The following is a 17,869-nucleotide window of genomic DNA, read 5'->3' as shown; positions in this document are numbered from 1 at the left end:
TTCGGAGGGTTTGGGGGTTTCGGGGGATTTGGCGGTTTTGGCGGGTTTGGCGGCGCCCCTTCCTTCGATTCACCGCTGATCGTGAACGCGCTGATCACCAATCACGATGGCATTGCCGGAACCTGGCAGACTGTTACGGCGGCCATCCAGGAGAACTGCCCGGAATACGATGCTTTTCTAGGCCGCCTCTCTCCGGAAGTCCGGCAAAGCATTTACACACTTGAACTGGTATCGAGGCTCGGCTTCACCTTCAAGTTTGAGGGAACGTGCTCCGGAACGGCTCAGGTATGGCACCTGAACGTGACCAGCAACCCTGACGGGACCGATACGCCACTCGCGGCTTATGCCATGCTCGCCAGGATGTCTCGCCCAACCCTGGCGATCTTCAAGAAGCAGCTCGATCTTGTAGCAAATTATGCAGACCTGCGGCAGGATCGTGCGGCTGAAATTATCGCCCAACTCAGCACACCTGTTGAATTTCTGCGGTCAATCGCATTCATCGCACCGGCTCGAACACCATATACGATCGAGCTGTTGGCAACTGCGCAGGGTCTCGCCAACCTGGTGGAGATGCGGATCAAGTATGCCCTGGCCTGCAAGCGTCCGATAGAATTCTCCCCGCAGATCCAGCCGATGATCCTGACGCCCACGCATGGCACCCTGCCAAGCGGTCATTCGACGGAAGCCTTCACGCTGGCCCGGGTCCTTTGGCTCCTCCTGAGGGATGCCGGTGTCGTGCCTTACGACGACACGATCTGGGGCAAGATGTTCATGCGTCAGGCCTCGCGCATTGCAGTAAACCGCACCGTCGCAGGTGTACATTTTCCGGTCGACAGCGAGGCCGGCGCAATTCTCGGACTTACACTCGGCGCCTATTTCGCGGGTCGGTGCCAGGGTTCCAATGAAATCAAGGGATGGGCTTTCCACGGCGACCAGTATCCTGACAGCCGGGATTTCGACTGGACACAGCTCTATGATCCGGCAACCCACACGCAGAAGGACCCGGGAGCCTGGGCCGACGAAACCACAACGTCCCTCACCGGTACGACCATTCAATCCAGGCCGCTGGCCTGGCTGTGGAACCGCGCAAAGCAGGAATGGCTGGACCTGAGGGAACCCTGTGCCGGTGGCAGCAGCGGTGGCGGAACACTCGAGGATGGTGGTGATGGTGCCTCGCCTTTGGAAGACGACGGCTCGTGATCGCATAGCAAAGTCGAACCGGAGGTCAAGTCATGTCGGATACCAACGGAACCCTTGATGAATTTTCAATCGATCCGGTCACGAACTGGCGGCTGGCTGTTGCAGCAAAGTTCGGATCCGGAGAAGAAGACACTTGGTGGGACATCCTCGTCGAGCTCGATGACATCTCACTCGATGATCTGATCGCCAGGGCCAAGGATATCGGCGGTGGCAACGGGCTTGAGGACGCAGTCCTCATCCCGAATTTCTATACCGCGCAAGAGCGGGCGGCCAAAGAAGCGATCCTGTATCCCTCACTCTACGCAAAAGACATCTTCTTGCAGGAAGCGACGAGGAACGCGGGACAACTCGGCATAAAACGCATCATCCTTGGGACTGTCGTTCCGGTTGGACAGCTCGACACGAGCACGCAGATCATGCCCGGCAATCTGCCGGAAATATTTGTCGAGGATGGTTCCGTTGTTATCGCTGTCATCGACAACGGCATCGCGTTCGGCCATGAACTTTTCCGGAAAACCGACCCAAATGCGTCACGCGTTTCCTTTGCCTGGATCATGGACGCCAAACCGCGGACCGGCTCCCTAGTCGTCCCGCAGGGGCACGCCCTTGCCAGGAGCGAAATCGACGGGTTGCTTGCCGCGAACACGGCCAGCGGGCTCCTCGATGAGAACCGCTTCTACAGTCAGTGCGGATTGATCGACTACAGCTGGCCCGGCCTCAAGCCGGCCGCCATGCGAGTGTCCCACGGCACCCATGTGATGGGACTTGCCGCCGGTTACCAACCCGGCACGAAGGACAACACGCGCCCCATCATCTGCGTGCAGCTCCCAACCGATCTCACCATGGATGTCAGCGGAGCGCAGATCCTGCCAGCTCTCGGACGCGCGATCGACTTCATCAAGATACACGCGGAACGCTACCGGCTCGAGACCGATCACGGCAAGCGGATCCCGCTGGTGGTCAATTTCAGTTTCGGGAATTTTGCAGGACCGCACGATGGTACCGGTCTGATCGAAGCGAAGATCGATCACGAGCTTCACTCGACCAACCAGCGTGAAATCCAGGTGGCTCTTCCTGCCGGGAACGGCAATCTGGCGCGCACCCACGCGGAGATTACCTTTACGGATGAGGATACGGGTAACGTCAGGCCCGCAAGCCTCGACTGGCGCATTCAACCTGACGACCGCAGCGCGAGCTACGTCGAAATCTGGATGCCGCCGAAGGAGAACCCCGACAACCTTGTGAGAGTGCGCGTTACGCCTCCCGTGGGACCGAGGAGTACGCCGGTTTCAACAGTGCCTGGAGAGACTGCGATCCTCCATTCCGGAGACAGCGTGGAATTCGGCCGGATCCTCTACACACCTCCCCACGCGCCAACCTGGCGCGGTTGCATTGTCGTCGGCGTTCACCCGACCTTTCATCACGATGTCACGGATGACTTGGCACCTTCGGGTGTCTGGAAAATCGAAATCGAGAATGTTGCCCTGACCGAAACCGATCGGGTTCAGGTCTGGATCCGGCGCGACGAAACCTTGCCCGGGTTCCCGGCATTGGGACGTCAATCCTATTTCGACAATGACGACTATCAGCGTTTCGACAGCTTTGGTGCCCCCTTGCCGATCGATCCGCCCGGATCCGATTGCCTGGTCAAGCGCAGCGGCACCATAAGCGGCTTTGCCTGCGGCGAGTTTCCCGCCGTTCTTGCTGGATATGTCGAAACCCGCAACGATCTGGCCGGCTATTCTGCCGCGGGCCCGGTAACAACGGCATTCAATGCAACCGGTCCGACGAGAAACGGTCCGGATGCAGCCGCGGTCAGCGACGACACTCCGGTCCTGCGAGGCATATTGAGTGCCGGATCACGCTGCGGATCGCTGGTATCTCTCGACGGAACCAGTGTCGCGACACCTCAGGTTGCCCGATGGATGGCCGACAGGCTTGCACAAGGCCAAACCGCAACGAAGGGTGACGTCAGTGCACAGGCCGCATTTGACGATCATCCGCCACCGTCAAGACCAGCCAATACGCGAATTGGCGGCGGCCGGATGCAACGAAGAATTCGTTTCGGACCGGACAGAAAGGCCTGATCGACACGGCAGTGCTCGTCCGGATGATCCACTATCTTGAAATCAATGACCGCCACCACCGGCAGGTGCCGGTTTCGGTCGTTCCACGAAATAGAGCGCGGCGACAAGAGCGAGGAACAAGCCTGTCAGGATCAGGAAAATATCCGAGAAGGAAAGCAGGAACGCTTCGCGGGTGACGATGCCGGACAACGTCTTCAAGGCCGCTGTTTCCGCATTCTGACCCAGTTCCGAAAACGCATGTGTCATGTTGGTCAATGTCTCATTGACGACGGGTCGCGACCAGTTGACCGTTTCGGAAATACGTTCGTAATGGAAATCCTGCCGATTGGTCAGCAGCGTGTTGATCACCGCAAGTCCGACGGCACCTCCCAGGTTCCGGGTCAGGTTGAACAGGCCAGATGCGTTCTTGATCATCTGCGGCGGCAACATACCAAGGGCGATATTGTTGATCGGTACCATGCACAGCATCAGCGAGCAGCCACGCAGGATCTGCGGAACCAGCAGCTCCCAGAAATCCCAGTCGTGCGTAATACCGGTCACCATGTAGGTGCCGATTGCAAAGCCGGAGAAGCCGATTGCCATCATCACACGCGGATCGAGCACGGACATCAGCCGCCCGGCAATCGGGGCTGTAAGGAACATGGCAAGACCGCTCACGAACATGGTCTCGCCAATCTGCAGCGAGGTGTAGTCGCGAACGCCGCTCAGATAGACCGGATAAAGATACGTCAGGCCGTAGAGCCCCACCCCCATGATGAAGCTGAAAAGACTGCCCATGGCGAAGTTCTTGTCGGCAAAGGCTCTCAGATCGACAATGGGTTCTCGCGCCGTGAACGCCCGCCAGAAGAAGATCGCAGCTCCCAGTACAGTGATTGCGGAAAAGAAAACGATCTCGCCGCTCTGGAACCAGTCTTCGCCCGAACCTTCTTCAAGAACGAATTCCAGAGAACCGAGGAAGATGGCCATGGCCGCGAAGCCATACCAGTCAAAATGATCAAGCAGAGACAGATCCGGCTCGTCGAAATCGATCAGGGTAACAGCGGCAAGCGTAACGAAGATGCCGGGCACCACGTTGATCAGGAACAGCCAGTGCCAGGAGCCGAATTCGGTGAGATAACCGCCGAGCGTCGGACCGATGGTCGGTGCCAGCGTTGCAACAAGACCGATCACGGGAGAGATGACGTTGAATTTCTCACGCGGGAAAATCAGATAAGCCGTCGCGAAAACCGTCGGGATCATGCCGCCACCGAGGAACCCCTGCAAGGCGCGGTAGACAATCATTTCCTCGATCGTGGAGGCAGTGGCGCACATCAGGCTCATCACTGTGAAACCGGCCGCTGACAGCGCGAACATCCAGCGCGTCGACAGCATGCGCGAGAGATATCCGGACAACGGGATCATGATGACTTCCGCTATCAGGTAACTTGTCTGCACCCAGGGAATGTCGTCCTGGGAAGCTCCAAGCCCGGCCTGGATTTCTGACAGGGATGCGGACACGATCTGGATATCCAGAATCGCCATGAACATGCCGAACACCATGCAGAGGAAGGTGAACAGCTTGCGTCCGTCGATGGATGCGCTTTGTGCCGTCTCGCTCATGTGACTTAGCCTTGAACCGGCGGTCATTCAGCCGAAAGAGACGGAATGGCCTGTGGCCGATCATTCGATACTGTTGGAACATCCGCGCAGGTCTTGCTGTCGACGGTTTGCTCTTCAAAGGGGCGGTATCCGCAAGATGCGGATACCGGGCTTGTGCGGTTGGAGGCCGCGGGGAGGACTTGATTTGATACGGACCCTTGATCCGCACCTGAAGGTCTAGTGGAGCGCCGACAGGGCGACGTTGTCTTTCTGGCCACCTGTCCTGGTGTCGACTTCGACAACCACCGACATGCCAGCTCGCAAATGTCCGCTTGTTATTTCTTCTTCCGGAACCTTGATCTTCACCGGCACGCGCTGAACCACCTTGGTGAAGTTGCCTGTCGCATTTTCCGCCGGCAGAAGGCTGAAGACGGAACCGGTCGCAGGAGCAATGCTTTCCACGGTTCCCTTGATCGGCCGGTCCGGATAAGCGTCGACGGAAATTTCAACCTCTGCCCCGGGCTGGATACCCTCGAGCTGAGTTTCCTTGAAATTCGCATCGATGTGAGTGTCGGCCAACGGCACGATCGCGGCAATCCGGCTTCCCGGCTGCAGAAGGGAGCCGACCTGGGCTGCCCTGTTGCCGACGATGCCATCGACCGGTGCCCGAATGATGGTAAAGGCGAGGTCGCGCTCGGCTTTCTCAAGAGCTGTCTTGGCAGCAACCACTGCCTGTTCGGCTTCTTTCTTCTGGCCGTTGAGCACATCGATATTGGCTTTGGCCAGCGTCACCGCCGCCTGCGCATTCTCCAGATCCGCCTGCGCGCCTTTCAGTGAGGCATCGGCAGTATCAAGCGTTGCCTGGCTGGCAAACTTGTTGTCCGCCAGTCTTTTTTGACGATCGTAGTTCGCGGAAGCTTCGTCCTTCTGCGCCTTGGCGGAAGCAACAGACGCTTCAGCCTGCAGCACGGATGCCTTGGCAGCCGTAATCTGGGTCGCGATACGATCGACCGTTGCACGGGCACTGTCGATGGAATCCTTTGCGGACTGGACGGCAAGCTTGTAGTCGCCATCGTCGATCTTCAGCAGCACGTCACCGGCTTTCACGCGTTGATTGTCGCCGACAGCGACAGACGCAACATAACCGGACACCTTGGAAAGGATGACGGTGATATCCGCGGTCACATAGGCGTCGTCCGTGCTGGCAATGAATCTGCCTTCGGTCCACCAATGGTACGCCTCATATCCGCCAAAGCCGAGACCGGCAAGCAGAACCAGCGTGAAGACCCGCTTGGCCTTGCCTTTCTTTTTCGGTGGAGGCGCTTCTGCGGTGGTCGTTGCGGTTGTTACCTGTGCCTGAGACGAAACTGCCACCTGCCCGCCTTTGTCATCGCTTGTGTCTTTCGCGGAAGTTGGTGTTGCCTGTCCGCTTTTCGAGGCTACTGAAGTCTCGTTGTCTTGATCCTGGCGGCTCGCAGCCTGCGGCCCACCACCGATCGCGCCGCTTTCGTTGCGGCCTTCTCTGAGTGCCACGATGGTATCCTTTGCCCAAAATTCTTGACCGCCCAGGCATTGACTGAACGGTTCGGTCAATGGCATTTATATGTTCATCCCCTTGGCGAACGCAAGGGTTCCGGCGAATTTTTTGCAACGCACAAGAGCCCCCTGTTCAACAACCTGGTTGATCGAGACGGCAACAAGACACTTTGGGAAGGGGACGCGAGACGCATCACCTGTCCGGAAGTCGGATCCTGTCGAAGATATTTTTTAGGGGGCGTTTTGACTTGCAGACACAGCTGGTCTGACCAGGAAAGATTGAATGGTTCGCCCTGTTGGCCGATAGTGTTGAGATTGACCAACCACCTGCCGAACAGTTGACCTTTGCATTTATGGGAATGCTTTTTGAGAAAAACCGTATGTTTGACAGAATACTAGCGGTAAACTACTGAAAGACGGCAGAAATTCGAGATTGCGATGACAACCGAAACACAGGAACAACCGGCGACAGCCGAAGATCCGGCTCAGAAGACCGACAACGCCAAGTGCAGGCAGATTCTTGCCGGAGCACGAAAAGTCTTCCGGGCAAAGGGATTCGATGGCGCCAGTATGGAGGTTATCGCCAAGGAAGCCGGCGTTTCCAAAGGCACGCTTTACGTCTACTTCAGCAGCAAGGAAGCGCTGTTCGAGGCGCTGATTCTGCAAGAACGTTTCAGCCAGGCGGAAATCCTGCGGGAAGCCCTCGTCAGCAGGGCTGACGTGAAAAGCGATCTGCACCGTATCGGCCGCAGTTATCTGCAGAAAATGGCGAACCCGGAAAAATTGTCGACCCTCCGCATGGTAGTCGGCGCTGCGGAAAAATTCCCTCAGTTCGGCGTTCTGCTCTACGAAGCCGGTCCATGCCAGGGCCGACGCGACCTTGGTGCCTTCATCCAGGAGCGGATCGACCGCGGCGAGTTGAAGGACTGCGATGTCGAACTGGCGGCAGGCCAGTTTTTCGACTTGTGTGTGGCGGGCGTTCTAAGGCGCATGCTGCTCAATGCTGGCCCAAAGCCGAGCGAAGAAGAAATCGAAACCAATGTTGCAGCAGCGGTGAAGGTGTTTCTGGCGGCCTACGCAGCGTGACAGGCCGCGCTGCCTCCCCCCCTCAAAGTTCACATGAATTCGATTTCCGACCTGACCGGGGCGGACAGACGGGCGTAACTTCCTATATTAAGCGGTAAAGCAATTGCCACCGCACACTGTAGGTTCCATGTCCGCCCGACCGCCCATTTTCCAGTTCGACAATTCCTACGCACGGGACCTGCCCGGCTTTTATGTGGCCTGGGAAGGAGCGAAGGTGCCAACGCCGCAGCTTGTGGTGTTCAATCGTGAACTTGCAAAAGAACTCGGCCTTGATTCCAACCTTCTGGAAACATCCGAAGGCGCAGAGATTTTTGCCGGGGTCCGTCAGCCGGACGGCGCCTCCCCCCTTGCCCAGGTGTATGCCGGCCACCAGTTTGGTGGCTTCTCGCCACAGCTGGGGGATGGTCGCGCGCTTCTTCTCGGAGAGATCATCGACAGCACCGGCAATCGGAAGGACATTCAGCTGAAAGGGTCGGGACCGACCCCCTTCTCCCGAGGTGGAGACGGCAAGGCTGTCGTAGGACCGGTCTTGCGCGAATATATCCTCGGCGAAGCCATGCATGCACTCGGCATCCCGACAACAAGAGCACTGGCAGCTGTAACCACCGGAGAAACCATCTACCGGGATGGTCCGAAACCGGGCGCAGTGTTGACCCGTGTCGCCGCAAGCCATTTGCGGGTCGGTACCTTCCAGTATTTTGCGGCACGCGGTGAAACGGAAAAAGTCCGCCAGCTCGCCGACTACGCCATTGCCCGCCACGATCCGGATCTTGCCGGACAGCCGGACCGCTATATCCGGCTGTTTCGGGGAGTAGTCGAGCGCCAGGCAGCACTGGTCGCCAATTGGGTCCTTGTCGGGTTCGTTCACGGTGTCATGAACACCGACAACACGACGATTTCCGGCGAAACAATCGACTATGGCCCTTGCGCCTTCATTGACGCCTATGATCCGGCAGCCGTGTTCAGCTCCATCGACCACGGTGGACGATACGCGTTCGGCCGCCAGCCCGTCATCATGCAATGGAACCTTGCCCGGCTTGCCGAAACCCTGTTGCCCCTGATCCAGCCCGATGATCTGGACAAGGCAGTCGACCTGGCAAGCGCCGAACTCGGCCGCTTTCCTGATATCTACCGCGCAGCCTGGCTGATCGGAATGCGTGCAAAACTGGGTCTGGTGGAAGAAACCGCGGAAGATCAGGACCTGTTTGAAACGATGCTCTCAGTCCTGCAGGAACAATCAGTCGACTACACGCTCTTCTTCCGGCACCTGAGCGAGGCTGCTGTCGGCGACCCGCAAAAACTGCGCGAGCTTTTTGTTGACCCGACGCAGATAGACGGCTGGCTGGAGCGCTGGATGCAACGCCTCGCAAGCGAAGGCAGAGCGCCTGCAGATACCAGGACGGCGATGAAGCTTGTCAATCCGCTCTACATTCCACGGAACCACAAGGTGGAAGCGGCACTCCAGAGTGCGGAAACCGGAGAGTATTTTTTGCTCAACGAGTTACTGGATGTTCTAAAAGCTCCGTATGAAGAACGCCCCGGCTTTGAGAGCTATGCCCTTCCTGCCCCGGAGGCGTTTGGTCCCTATCAAACCTTCTGCGGAACGTAAGACCAAACCGTGCGCCCGACACAGTCGGCCCGATTGCGCCAGGTGCCACTTCACTCTCGAACGCCGTCGCCACAACCCTTGCACTAATCGGATTGCCATCTGCAGCCGGAACTCTATTCTTACGCAGGGTAACAAGCATTCCCGGGGGCGCTGAAATGAAAATTATCCCACTTCTGCTGACGAGCACTTTGCTGCTTTCCGGATCTGCCTTCGCTGAGGAAAACGGCCTTCCCCCGCTGACCCCGGACGACCTTCAGTTCTCGCCCGAGAATATGGATACCTCTGTGGATCCGGCCGCCGATTTTTATCGCTACGCCTCAGGCAAGTGGCTCGACCGGGTGAACCGGCCAGCGGACAAGGCACGTTGGGATGTTTTTTCGATCATCGGCGAAAGACTGATCAAGCAGCTTGCGGCTGTTGCGGAAAAGGCAAGCGAAAGCTCCGCGGGAGCGCCCAAGGGTAGCCCGACACAGCTCGTTGGTGACTTTTACAAGGCCTATATGAATGTCGAGGCGATGGACGCTGCAGGCATCGAACCGATCCAAAGCGACCTGGACGCCATCGAAGCCCTGGAAACCCTGAACGACCTTACCCGGTTCGCGGCCGACCAGGCCGCAATGTCCGGACCTGCCCTGTTTGCGATTTTCGCACCGAGTGCAGATCCAGCCGACAGCAAGCGCTACGCCATTTTTTCAGCGGGTCCCGGCTTCGGTGTGGAAGACCACCATCTCGAACTCTTGCGCAACAAGGAAGGCGACCCGCGTATTCCAGCCTACCGTGCCTATGTGGCGGAGGTCATGAAGGTCGCCGGTTATCCGGAGGACGATGCCGCTCGCATCGCCGACATCACGCTTCGAATAGAAACAGCGCTTTATGCAGGGATACTAACGCCCGAAGAAGGCAACGATCCACGCAACCGCTATAGCAAACTTGGTTATGAGGAGGTCCAGGCACAGGTGCCGGAATTCGACCTCGATCTCTATCTTGAAACAGTCGGCTTCGAGAAACCCGACGTAGTCTACATGTTTGAACCAAGGGCTTTGCCTGAACTCTCAAAAGTGCTGAAGGAGACACCGCTTGAAGATCTGAAAGCCTATGCGGCTTATCGGGTTATCGAAAACTACAAGGAATTCCTGACATCCGCCTTCGAAGAACCCGCCAAGGAGTTCAATCTTGTCCTGACCGGTGCACGAACGGACCGTCCTCGCCAGGAGCACATGTACGACCTGCTGAAAGAGAATCTCGGCCATCCTGCCAGCCAGCTCTTCGTGGAAACCTACTATTCCGACGAGACCAAGGCCGAAGTCATCAAGATGGTCGAGCGCATTCACGGGAAGTTTCGCGAGCGCGTCGAAACGCGGGATTGGTTGTCGGAAGATACTCGTGCCGAAGCCCTGAAGAAGGTCGACACCTTTTACTACAAAGTCGGCTATCCCGATGAATGGGTCGATTATTCCAAACTCGAGATCGGGGACGATCCCGTAGAAAACATGCGCAATCTTGGAGCCTTTTCCATGAACCGCATGCTGGAGAAAATCAAAAAACCCGTCGTGCACGAGGAATTCAACACCCAGACAACGCTGCCGATCGTCATCAATGCCGGCTACACGCCTTCCATCAACGGCTTCGAGGTCAATGCGGCCATCACCCAGCCGCCTGCCTATAGCCACGACATGGACGCTCCCTTGCGCTTCTGCCGGATCGGCGCGGTCATCGGCCACGAAATGACCCACGGTTTCGACAGTGGTGGCCGCCGATACGATGCGGAAGGCAACTTTCGTGACTGGTGGACGGAAGCAGATGCAAAGGCCTTCGACAGCGAGGCCCAGAAACTGATCGACCAGGCAAACGCGTTCGAAGTGCTGCCTGGCCTTAACGCCAACGGCCCGCTGAATGTCCGAGAGAACATGGCCGATGTCGGCGGCATCACGCTCGCCTATGAAAGCCTGATGGATTATCTGGCCGAGCATCCTGAGGAAAATGTCGAGATAGATGGCCTGTCACCGGCCAAGCGCTGTTTCATCGGCTGGGCCCAGTTCTGGACGGCCAAGGCCTCCGACCCGTTCCTGCGCATGCTTGTCGCCGGTGACGGGCATCCTCCTAGCCCTTACCGAGCTTTTGCGGCCCTACAACATGTCGATGCGTTCTACGAGACTTTCGGCATCGAGGAGGGCGACCCGATGTGGTTGCCACCGGAGAAACGGGTAAGAGCCTGGTAAACTTCAGCAGGATAATCTCCAGCCTGGTAGTCAGGGACCTCCCTACCCTGCCAGGCGCTCGACCAGAAAGTTCATTTCCTGCTCCAGCTTTTCTCCCAACAGGCCGACGAACCGTGCTTCCAGGCTGATCGTGACGAGACCGTGTACCGCCGCAAAAGCGGTACGTGTCCGGGCTGCGAGATCTTCTTCCATCATGCTTGGATCGAGTTCGCGCAACGGTGCTGCGATGAAACCGAGAAGCGCGATATTTTCCTGAATATGCCACTCAGGCACCGCCTTGCCTTCAGGCAAGTGATGGCTGAACAATGTCATCCAGAGGTTTCGATTGTCGCGCGCAAACGCCAGATAGGCCAGCGCCAGCACCTTGAGCCGTGCCAAGGGCTCATCCACGGTTTCGACTTTCGATGCCATCAGATCCTTGATGCGGCCGAGCGTTACCGAGTTGACCGCAAGCAACAACGCATCCTGGTCCGCGAAATGCTTGTAGACCGACCCTACCGAGTAACCGGCATCAGCCGCGATCTTTCTGATGTTGACCGCTTCCATGCCCCCTGCTTCCACGGCGGCAATCGCCGCTTCCAGAACGCGACGATGGGTTTCTTCGCTTTTTGCTTTTTGAACTCCGGCCATTAACCGTATCGCACCTCAAAAGTGAACTTTGTTCATTTTTCATCTTGACCTAATCAAAATGATGTGGCTTTGTCAAATAGTGAACAACGTTCACCTTTTGAGAGAGGCACGATGTTTGAGCCATTCATGAACCAACTGAGGGCGCTGTTTCTAACCAGCGCCGAGGAAAGCCGGGACAATCAGTCTCTTGCTCTCCTCTCCATCAACACGCGTACAGCCGCCGCTTCCGTCCGGGCTGCCCAGGTTGCTCTGGCCCGCGCCAAGGCAGAACAGCAGCAGGACCGCAAGCGGCTGTGGCAAATCAATGCATCCCTCGAAGATCTGGAGAACAGGGCTCGCAACGCCCTCCTCAAAGGTCTTGAACCCCTCGCGAAAGAGGCAGCGGAAGCTATCGCACTTCTGGAAGACGAAAAGTCGGCGCTCGAAGAGGCGATCCGATCGTTCGACGGCGATCTTTCAAGCCTCACGGAAACCTTGCATCGCGCCCAGAGCCGTCTGCGCGCCCTCAAGCGCGGTGAACGCACCGTTGAAGTTCGCGACCAGATCCAGAAAGCACAGTCCTTTGGCTCCAGTACCGGCCAGTCGGCGCTCGCCCTTGCAGAAGGACAGCTGGAGGACATCCGCCGACGCCAGGAACGCGACCAATTGGCCGAACAGGAATTCAAGACCTTGTCGGCAGCGGATAACCCGAGTGCGGTTATCGAAAAACTGGGCGATGCCGGTTGCGGCGCGCCTGTCAAAACCAGAGCGGACGATGTGCTCGCCCGCCTGAAGTCCGACATTCCCCTTCTTCTGGAAGAAAGCAGCTAACACGAGGACAAGACCATGCAGGAACCCACAGTCAAACATTCCAACAACTGGACCATTTTTACCGCCGGCAGTTTCGCTGTAGCCGCTATCATGATGGCCCTGGGCATCTGGAACCTTGAAGCAAGCTTCTCCGCGAAAGGCTTCTACGCAATGGCCGCAATCATGCTGGTCCATACAGCGGTCACCCTGACCAAGACCATGCGTGATCGCGAAGAAGCCAACAAGTTCCATAACCGCCTGGAAGACGCAAAGACGGAAAAACTGCTGATGGACATCAGCAAGCCGGAACAAGTCTGATCCAGAAATAAAACCGGGCGGAGTTTCTAACCCTCCGTCCGGGTTTCAAAGATTGAAGGTTATGAAGCAGATTGACAGATAGCTGCTTCGAAGGAGGACCTCATGAGCGCGTCACTGATGACATCCAGACGTTTCGCACCGCTCTTCTGGACGCAGTTTTTCTCTGCATTCAACGACAATTTCCTGAAAAACGCCCTGGTGTTCCTGGTGTTGTTCCAGGTTGGTGGACACGGCGCAGACGGTGGCAACACCGGTGTTCTGATAACGTTGGCCGGGGCTGTCTTCATCGCGCCCTTCCTGTTTCTGTCCGCACTCGGGGGCGAACTCGCAGACAAGTTCGACAAGGCTCGGATTGCCCGGGCAACCAAGCTTGCAGAAATTGCAGGCGCAGGCCTGGCCGTGACAGGCATGGCCTTGTCCTCCCTCCCCATCCTCTTTGCCGCGCTATTCGTGTTTGGTGCCATGTCTGCCTTGTTCAGCCCGGTCAAATACGGGCTGCTCCCGGATCATCTGCCGGCTTCAAACCTGCCGCGCGCCAATGCCTGGATAGAAGCGGGAACTTTTCTGGCAATCCTGGGCGGCACGATTTCCGCCGGCCTTTTGTTCAGCACCGGTGCTCCCACCCTGATCTTTGCCCCAGTTATGATAGCCTTGGCTATCGCATGTTACGGGCTGAGCCGGCAAATTCCCTCCGCATCGGCAGCAGCCCCTCATCTGACGATTGACTGGAACCTTGCGACATCCACATGGTGCGTGGTGAGAGATCTGGCTGCCGATCGTCGTCTCTTCCTGGTAGCCATGATGAATGCCTGGTTCTGGCTCATCGGTGCCATGGTGCTCGCTGTTCTGCCGCTGATGGTCAAGACGTTCCTGGGCGGTGAAGAAATTGCCGTCACCTATTTCCTGACCGTCTTCGCCGTTTCGATCGGCATCGGGTCGGCAATTGCCGCCTGGCTTCTGGCTGGCCGTGTCGTCCTTTTGCCGGCTCCTGTCGGAACGCTTCTGCTGGCGCTCTTTTGCCTGGATGCGGCATTGACCCTGGCAGGCCTGCCAGCAACCGCAACAGCATCTGGCTTGCGCGAGTTCCTCACCCATGAGGGCGTAATCCGCCTCAGTGTCGATATGGCCGGCCTTGCCATTTCCGGTGCGTTGCTGGTTGTTCCCACCTTCACGGCACTCCAGACCTGGGCGAAACCGCAGGTGCGTGCCCGCCGGATAGCAGCGTCCAACGCCCTTGGCGCTGCCCTGATGACGGTTGGCGGACTGTTGCTGGCAGGAGCCCAGAAACTTGGATTTTCCGTTCCCGCAATTTTTCTGGCGCTGGCCGGGCTGAACCTTGTCGCAGCTATCGTGATGCTCAAGATCCTGCCGACCAACCCGATGCGCGATGCAATCTCGATCCTGTATCGCGCCATCTTCCGGATGGAAGTCAAAGGCCTGGAAAATCTGGAAAAAGCCGGCGAAGCCCCGATCCTGGCGCTGAACCACGTTAGTTTGCTGGACGCTGGCCTGGCTCTGACCCTGACCGACAAGAAGCCGTCCTTCGCCATCGACTATGACATTGCCAGGCGCTGGTGGGTAAAACCCTTCCTGCACCTTGCGAATGCCTTGCCGATCAACCCGTCAAAACCCATGGCCACCCGCGCACTGATCAAGGTGGTGAACTCCGGCGAACCGATGGTGATCTTCCCGGAAGGCCGGCTGACTGTCACCGGCAGCCTGATGAAGGTCTACGACGGTGCGGCCATGGTGGCCGACAAGACCGGGGCCATGATCGTCCCGATCCGCATCGACGGCCTCGAAAAAACGCCGTTCTCCTACCTGAACCCAAGCCAGATCCGCAAGCGTCTGTTCCCCAAAGTGAAGGTGACAATCATGGAACCTACCCGCCTGGACCTCGACGACGAACTGAGGGGACGTCAGCGGCGCGCTGCAGCCGGCGCCAAGCTGTACAGCGTCATGTCCGAACTGATGTTTGAAACCAGCCTGACGGAAGACGTGACGATCCTGGAGAAGGTAATCGCCACGGCAGAAGAATACGGCTACGGCAAGCTGGCGGTTGAGGATCCGGTGTCCGGAAAGCTGAATGCAGGCAAACTGCTGACAGGCGTCTCAGTGCTTGGCCGCAAACTGTTGCGGCACACCGGCGGAGAAGAAACCCTCGGCATCATGCTGCCGAATGCCAATGGTGCTGCCGTTACCGTTCTGGCGACCATGTCTGCCGGCAAGGTGCCCGCCATGATCAATTTCACCGCCGGTCAGGAAAACATTCTCGCGGCTTGCCGTGCTGCGGACGTTCGTACGCTGTTGTCTTCCCGCGCCTTCGTCAAGCAGGCTCGCCTGGAGCAACTGGCTTCAAACCTGGAAGACAACGTTCGCATCATCTGGCTGGAAGATCTGCGCTCTGAAATCGGCTTCATGGACAAGATCCGCGGCCTTCTGACCAAAAGCCGCCCCCTGGTACGCAGGCAGGCGGACGACACGGCAGTGATCCTGTTCACCTCCGGATCGGAGGGAACACCGAAAGGCGTTGTGCTGACACACAGGAACATCCTGTCCAATGCCACGCAGGCAGCCGCCAGGATCGATTTCACCCCGAACGACAAGGTGTTCAACGTCCTGCCGATGTTCCATTCCTTCGGCCTGACCGCGGGGACCATCCTGCCGCTGATATCCGGTGTCCCGGTCTATCTCTATCCCTCGCCCCTGCATTACCGGATCGTTCCGGAGCTGATCTACACCTCCAATGCGACGATCCTGTTCGGCACCGACACCTTTCTCAATGGTTATGCCCGTGTGGCCCATGCTTACGACTTCCGCTCCCTGCGCTACTGTTTTGCAGGCGCGGAGCCGGTGAAACCGTCAACCAGGCAGATCTATCAGGAACGCTTCGGCCTGCGTGTTCTGGAAGGATACGGCGTGACCGAGACCGCACCGGTCATCGCGCTCAACACGCCGATGTACAACCGTCCGGGCACGGTCGGCAAACTGATGCCTGGCATGAAGGCACGCCTTGAGCCCGTACCTGGTGTGGAAACCGGCGGCAGACTGCATGTGTCGGGACCGAACGTGATGGTCGGTTATCTGAAGGCCGAAAATCCCGGCGTCGTCGAACCACTTGTCGACGGCTGGCACGATACCGGCGACATTGTCGAGATCGACGACGACGGCTACATCATCATCAAGGGCCGCGCCAAGCGCTTCGCCAAGATTGCAGGCGAGATGGTGTCTCTGTCCGCCGTGGAAGCCCTGGCGGGCCAGATCTGGCCGAAGCATCTGTCCGCAGTTGCCGCCATCAAGGATGCCCGCAAGGGCGAGAAACTGGTGCTTGTGACGGAAAATCCGGATGCGGACCGCGCAGCCTTCGTTGAAGGCGCCAAAGCCCGAGGCGCACAGGACCTCATGATACCGGCAGAAGTCCGTGTGGTATCCAAGGTTCCTGTCCTGGGCTCCGGAAAGCTGGACTTCGCAGCGGTTGCAAAACTGGTCAAAGACGGATCTGAACTGGGCGAAGCCGCCTGACATTCCGCCCCGACCTGACGCAAGCCGGGTCGGGGTGAATACTGATCACCACACCTCTTTATCTTATCTAGAGAGATTTATCAGCATCGCCAACAAGACATCAGAAGAACATTTCCCGATTTAAACCGCCAGTAACGCAAGAATTACCCTCCCGGCGAAACTAAACCTTAAGACGAATGATACAACCTGTGAACGCATACCCAACGCCAGACATTTCCGGAGCTTACGGATGCGTTTTAAAAAAGGATTTGCCGTAGCCTTATGCTTCGGTTTGCTCGCCTGCTCGGATAACGTTCCATCCGGAGACCCGCAGTCCGGTCTGAAGCGCGACATGCGCGGTTACAAGGCATCACCCGGCGTCCTCGTAGCGGAAGACGGGACACCTCATTGGATCCAGTCCGCGGTGACCGGGTACAAGGAAACGACCTTGGACACCGACCTTCCCGCGAAGGTGGTCATGCAGCAGCCCACTGCGTTCTGCCGCTTCCGCAAACCCAACCTCGGAGAATATATCGGCAATGTGCATGTCGGCACAGGCAACATGCATGCGCCGATCTATACCTGGTCGAAAACGAAAATTCGGGAACGGGCACAAAAGCTGGCTGAAAACGCCCAAAAACCAGCCGACGACCCCAGAAAGATCCGTGTCGACACGATGGTACTCAGTGCAAAGGACGACAGTTTTCCTGTTGTCGATGTCGTGGTTACGGAAACCGAAAAGCCGGTCTACCTGATCCTGCAAAACGAATTCGGCAAGATCCTATGGAACATACATCTGGCACCTGGCGCCCGCATCTCGCATGTGGTGGCACTCGGTGTCGGCGATATCGCTTTCGCCAATCTTGATCCTGAAGTGCCTGTTGAAATGGCCGGTGCAAGAACCCTTCGTTCCTGCGGTGTTCAGCCCTGGCGAAAGATGCAAGATCACTGGCTTTTCGCAAGAAACGCCAAGGAAAATCCGAGCCTTCATGAAGAGCCAGTTGCCAAGAACAAGGCGGCTTATCGCAAGTACGACAGCTGGTTCAAGAGCGCCTTCGGCATAAGAAGCGAGCAAAATCTCGCGGGCGTGGAACGGTCAACTCATGTGCTCGTTGGGCCACTCCCGGAAAATCTTGATGACCGGATTCCCTTCCGTCCACTGGGGGGATCACTCGTCATCATGACGCCGGTCGAGAACATCGCAGTAGCTGGCAAGTCCGGCTACGAGGACAAGGCGATGGCGCAGATCAGGCCGCTGGTCGACAAGGCTCTCGGACGTGACAGCACCGCCAATTCCAATTCCGGTTCATAAGCAA

At 57.7% G+C, this 17,869-nt stretch carries 12 protein-coding genes; 9 read left to right on the top strand and 3 right to left on the bottom strand.

What is annotated here, in order from left to right; genetic code table 11:
* Both HEP89_RS20615 and HEP89_RS20610 read left to right on the top strand, forming a co-directional pair.
* Positions 1-1,200: phosphatase PAP2 family protein (locus HEP89_RS20615; RefSeq protein WP_168692946.1), on the top strand; the 1,200-nt coding region annotated here is incomplete at its 5' end.
* Positions 1,201-1,232: 32 nt separating this feature from the next.
* Positions 1,233-3,287, top strand: a complete 2,055-nt coding sequence (locus HEP89_RS20610; protein ID WP_168692945.1) for a S8 family serine peptidase — start codon at positions 1,233-1,235, stop codon at positions 3,285-3,287.
* 42 nt (positions 3,288-3,329) lie between these two features.
* Here HEP89_RS20610 and HEP89_RS20605 read toward each other — a convergent pair whose 3' ends face one another.
* Positions 3,330-4,886, bottom strand: a complete 1,557-nt coding sequence (locus HEP89_RS20605) for a DHA2 family efflux MFS transporter permease subunit (RefSeq protein ID WP_022998347.1) — start codon at positions 4,884-4,886, stop codon at positions 3,330-3,332.
* 216 nt (positions 4,887-5,102) lie between these two features.
* A complete protein-coding gene (locus tag HEP89_RS20600; protein ID WP_209014787.1) occupies positions 5,103-6,398 on the bottom strand; it encodes an HlyD family secretion protein in 1,296 nt (431 codons plus the stop codon).
* Between the two features lie 441 nt (positions 6,399-6,839).
* On the opposite strand from HEP89_RS20600, the gene HEP89_RS20595 reads away from it, so the two are divergent.
* The 3 genes from HEP89_RS20595 (at position 6,840) to HEP89_RS20585 (ending at position 11,315) form a co-directional block, all read left to right on the top strand.
* Positions 6,840-7,487, top strand: coding sequence for a TetR/AcrR family transcriptional regulator (locus HEP89_RS20595; protein WP_022998345.1), 648 nt, complete (start codon positions 6,840-6,842; stop codon positions 7,485-7,487).
* Between the two features lie 127 nt (positions 7,488-7,614).
* On the top strand, positions 7,615-9,096 hold the full coding sequence (locus tag HEP89_RS20590) for a protein adenylyltransferase SelO (RefSeq protein ID WP_168692943.1): 1,482 nt from the start codon (positions 7,615-7,617) through the stop codon (positions 9,094-9,096).
* A 155-nt stretch (positions 9,097-9,251) separates the two neighbouring features.
* Positions 9,252-11,315, top strand: a complete 2,064-nt coding sequence (locus HEP89_RS20585; RefSeq protein ID WP_168692942.1) for a M13 family metallopeptidase — start codon at positions 9,252-9,254, stop codon at positions 11,313-11,315.
* Between the two features lie 42 nt (positions 11,316-11,357).
* Here HEP89_RS20585 and HEP89_RS20580 read toward each other — a convergent pair whose 3' ends face one another.
* Complete coding sequence (locus HEP89_RS20580; protein ID WP_062488624.1) at positions 11,358-11,945, bottom strand: TetR/AcrR family transcriptional regulator; 588 nt, start codon at positions 11,943-11,945, stop codon at positions 11,358-11,360.
* Positions 11,946-12,071: 126 nt separating this feature from the next.
* On the opposite strand from HEP89_RS20580, the gene HEP89_RS20575 reads away from it, so the two are divergent.
* From HEP89_RS20575 to HEP89_RS20560, 4 genes are all read left to right on the top strand, one after another.
* Positions 12,072-12,755: a PspA/IM30 family protein gene (locus HEP89_RS20575; protein WP_158514179.1), complete on the top strand. Its 684-nt coding sequence runs from the start codon at positions 12,072-12,074 to the stop codon at positions 12,753-12,755.
* Positions 12,756-12,770: 15 nt separating this feature from the next.
* Positions 12,771-13,052, top strand: a complete 282-nt coding sequence (locus tag HEP89_RS20570) for a YiaA/YiaB family inner membrane protein (protein WP_022998340.1) — start codon at positions 12,771-12,773, stop codon at positions 13,050-13,052.
* A gap of 102 nt (positions 13,053-13,154) precedes the next feature.
* On the top strand, positions 13,155-16,574 hold the full coding sequence (locus HEP89_RS20565; RefSeq protein ID WP_168692941.1) for an acyl-[ACP]--phospholipid O-acyltransferase: 3,420 nt from the start codon (positions 13,155-13,157) through the stop codon (positions 16,572-16,574).
* A 229-nt stretch (positions 16,575-16,803) separates the two neighbouring features.
* On the top strand, positions 16,804-17,865 hold the full coding sequence (locus HEP89_RS20560; protein ID WP_168692940.1) for a hypothetical protein: 1,062 nt from the start codon (positions 16,804-16,806) through the stop codon (positions 17,863-17,865).
* Positions 17,866-17,869 lie beyond the last annotated feature (4 nt).

The organism is Labrenzia sp. 5N, assembly GCF_012395805.1.
Classification (GTDB): Bacteria; Pseudomonadota; Alphaproteobacteria; order Rhizobiales; family Stappiaceae; genus Roseibium; species Roseibium algicola.
Note: the sequence above shows the minus strand (reverse complement) of the source record. Positions and strands in the feature narration are given on the sequence as shown.

Bases quoted from the DNA above. Each gene is read 5' to 3' on its own strand.
- HEP89_RS20580 (WP_062488624.1), bottom strand. From the start codon at position 11,945: ATGGCCGGAGTTCAAAAAGCAAAAAGCGAAGAAACCCATCGTCGCGTT.
- HEP89_RS20565 (WP_168692941.1), top strand. From the start codon at position 13,155: ATGAGCGCGTCACTGATGACATCCAGACGTTTCGCACCGCTCTTCTGG.
- HEP89_RS20560 (WP_168692940.1), top strand. From the start codon at position 16,804: ATGCGTTTTAAAAAAGGATTTGCCGTAGCCTTATGCTTCGGTTTGCTC.
- HEP89_RS20570 (WP_022998340.1), top strand. From the start codon at position 12,771: ATGCAGGAACCCACAGTCAAACATTCCAACAACTGGACCATTTTTACC.
- HEP89_RS20610 (WP_168692945.1), top strand. From the start codon at position 1,233: ATGTCGGATACCAACGGAACCCTTGATGAATTTTCAATCGATCCGGTC.
- HEP89_RS20605 (WP_022998347.1), bottom strand. From the start codon at position 4,886: ATGAGCGAGACGGCACAAAGCGCATCCATCGACGGACGCAAGCTGTTC.
- HEP89_RS20590 (WP_168692943.1), top strand. From the start codon at position 7,615: ATGTCCGCCCGACCGCCCATTTTCCAGTTCGACAATTCCTACGCACGG.
- HEP89_RS20585 (WP_168692942.1), top strand. From the start codon at position 9,252: ATGAAAATTATCCCACTTCTGCTGACGAGCACTTTGCTGCTTTCCGGA.
- HEP89_RS20575 (WP_158514179.1), top strand. From the start codon at position 12,072: ATGAACCAACTGAGGGCGCTGTTTCTAACCAGCGCCGAGGAAAGCCGG.
- HEP89_RS20595 (WP_022998345.1), top strand. From the start codon at position 6,840: ATGACAACCGAAACACAGGAACAACCGGCGACAGCCGAAGATCCGGCT.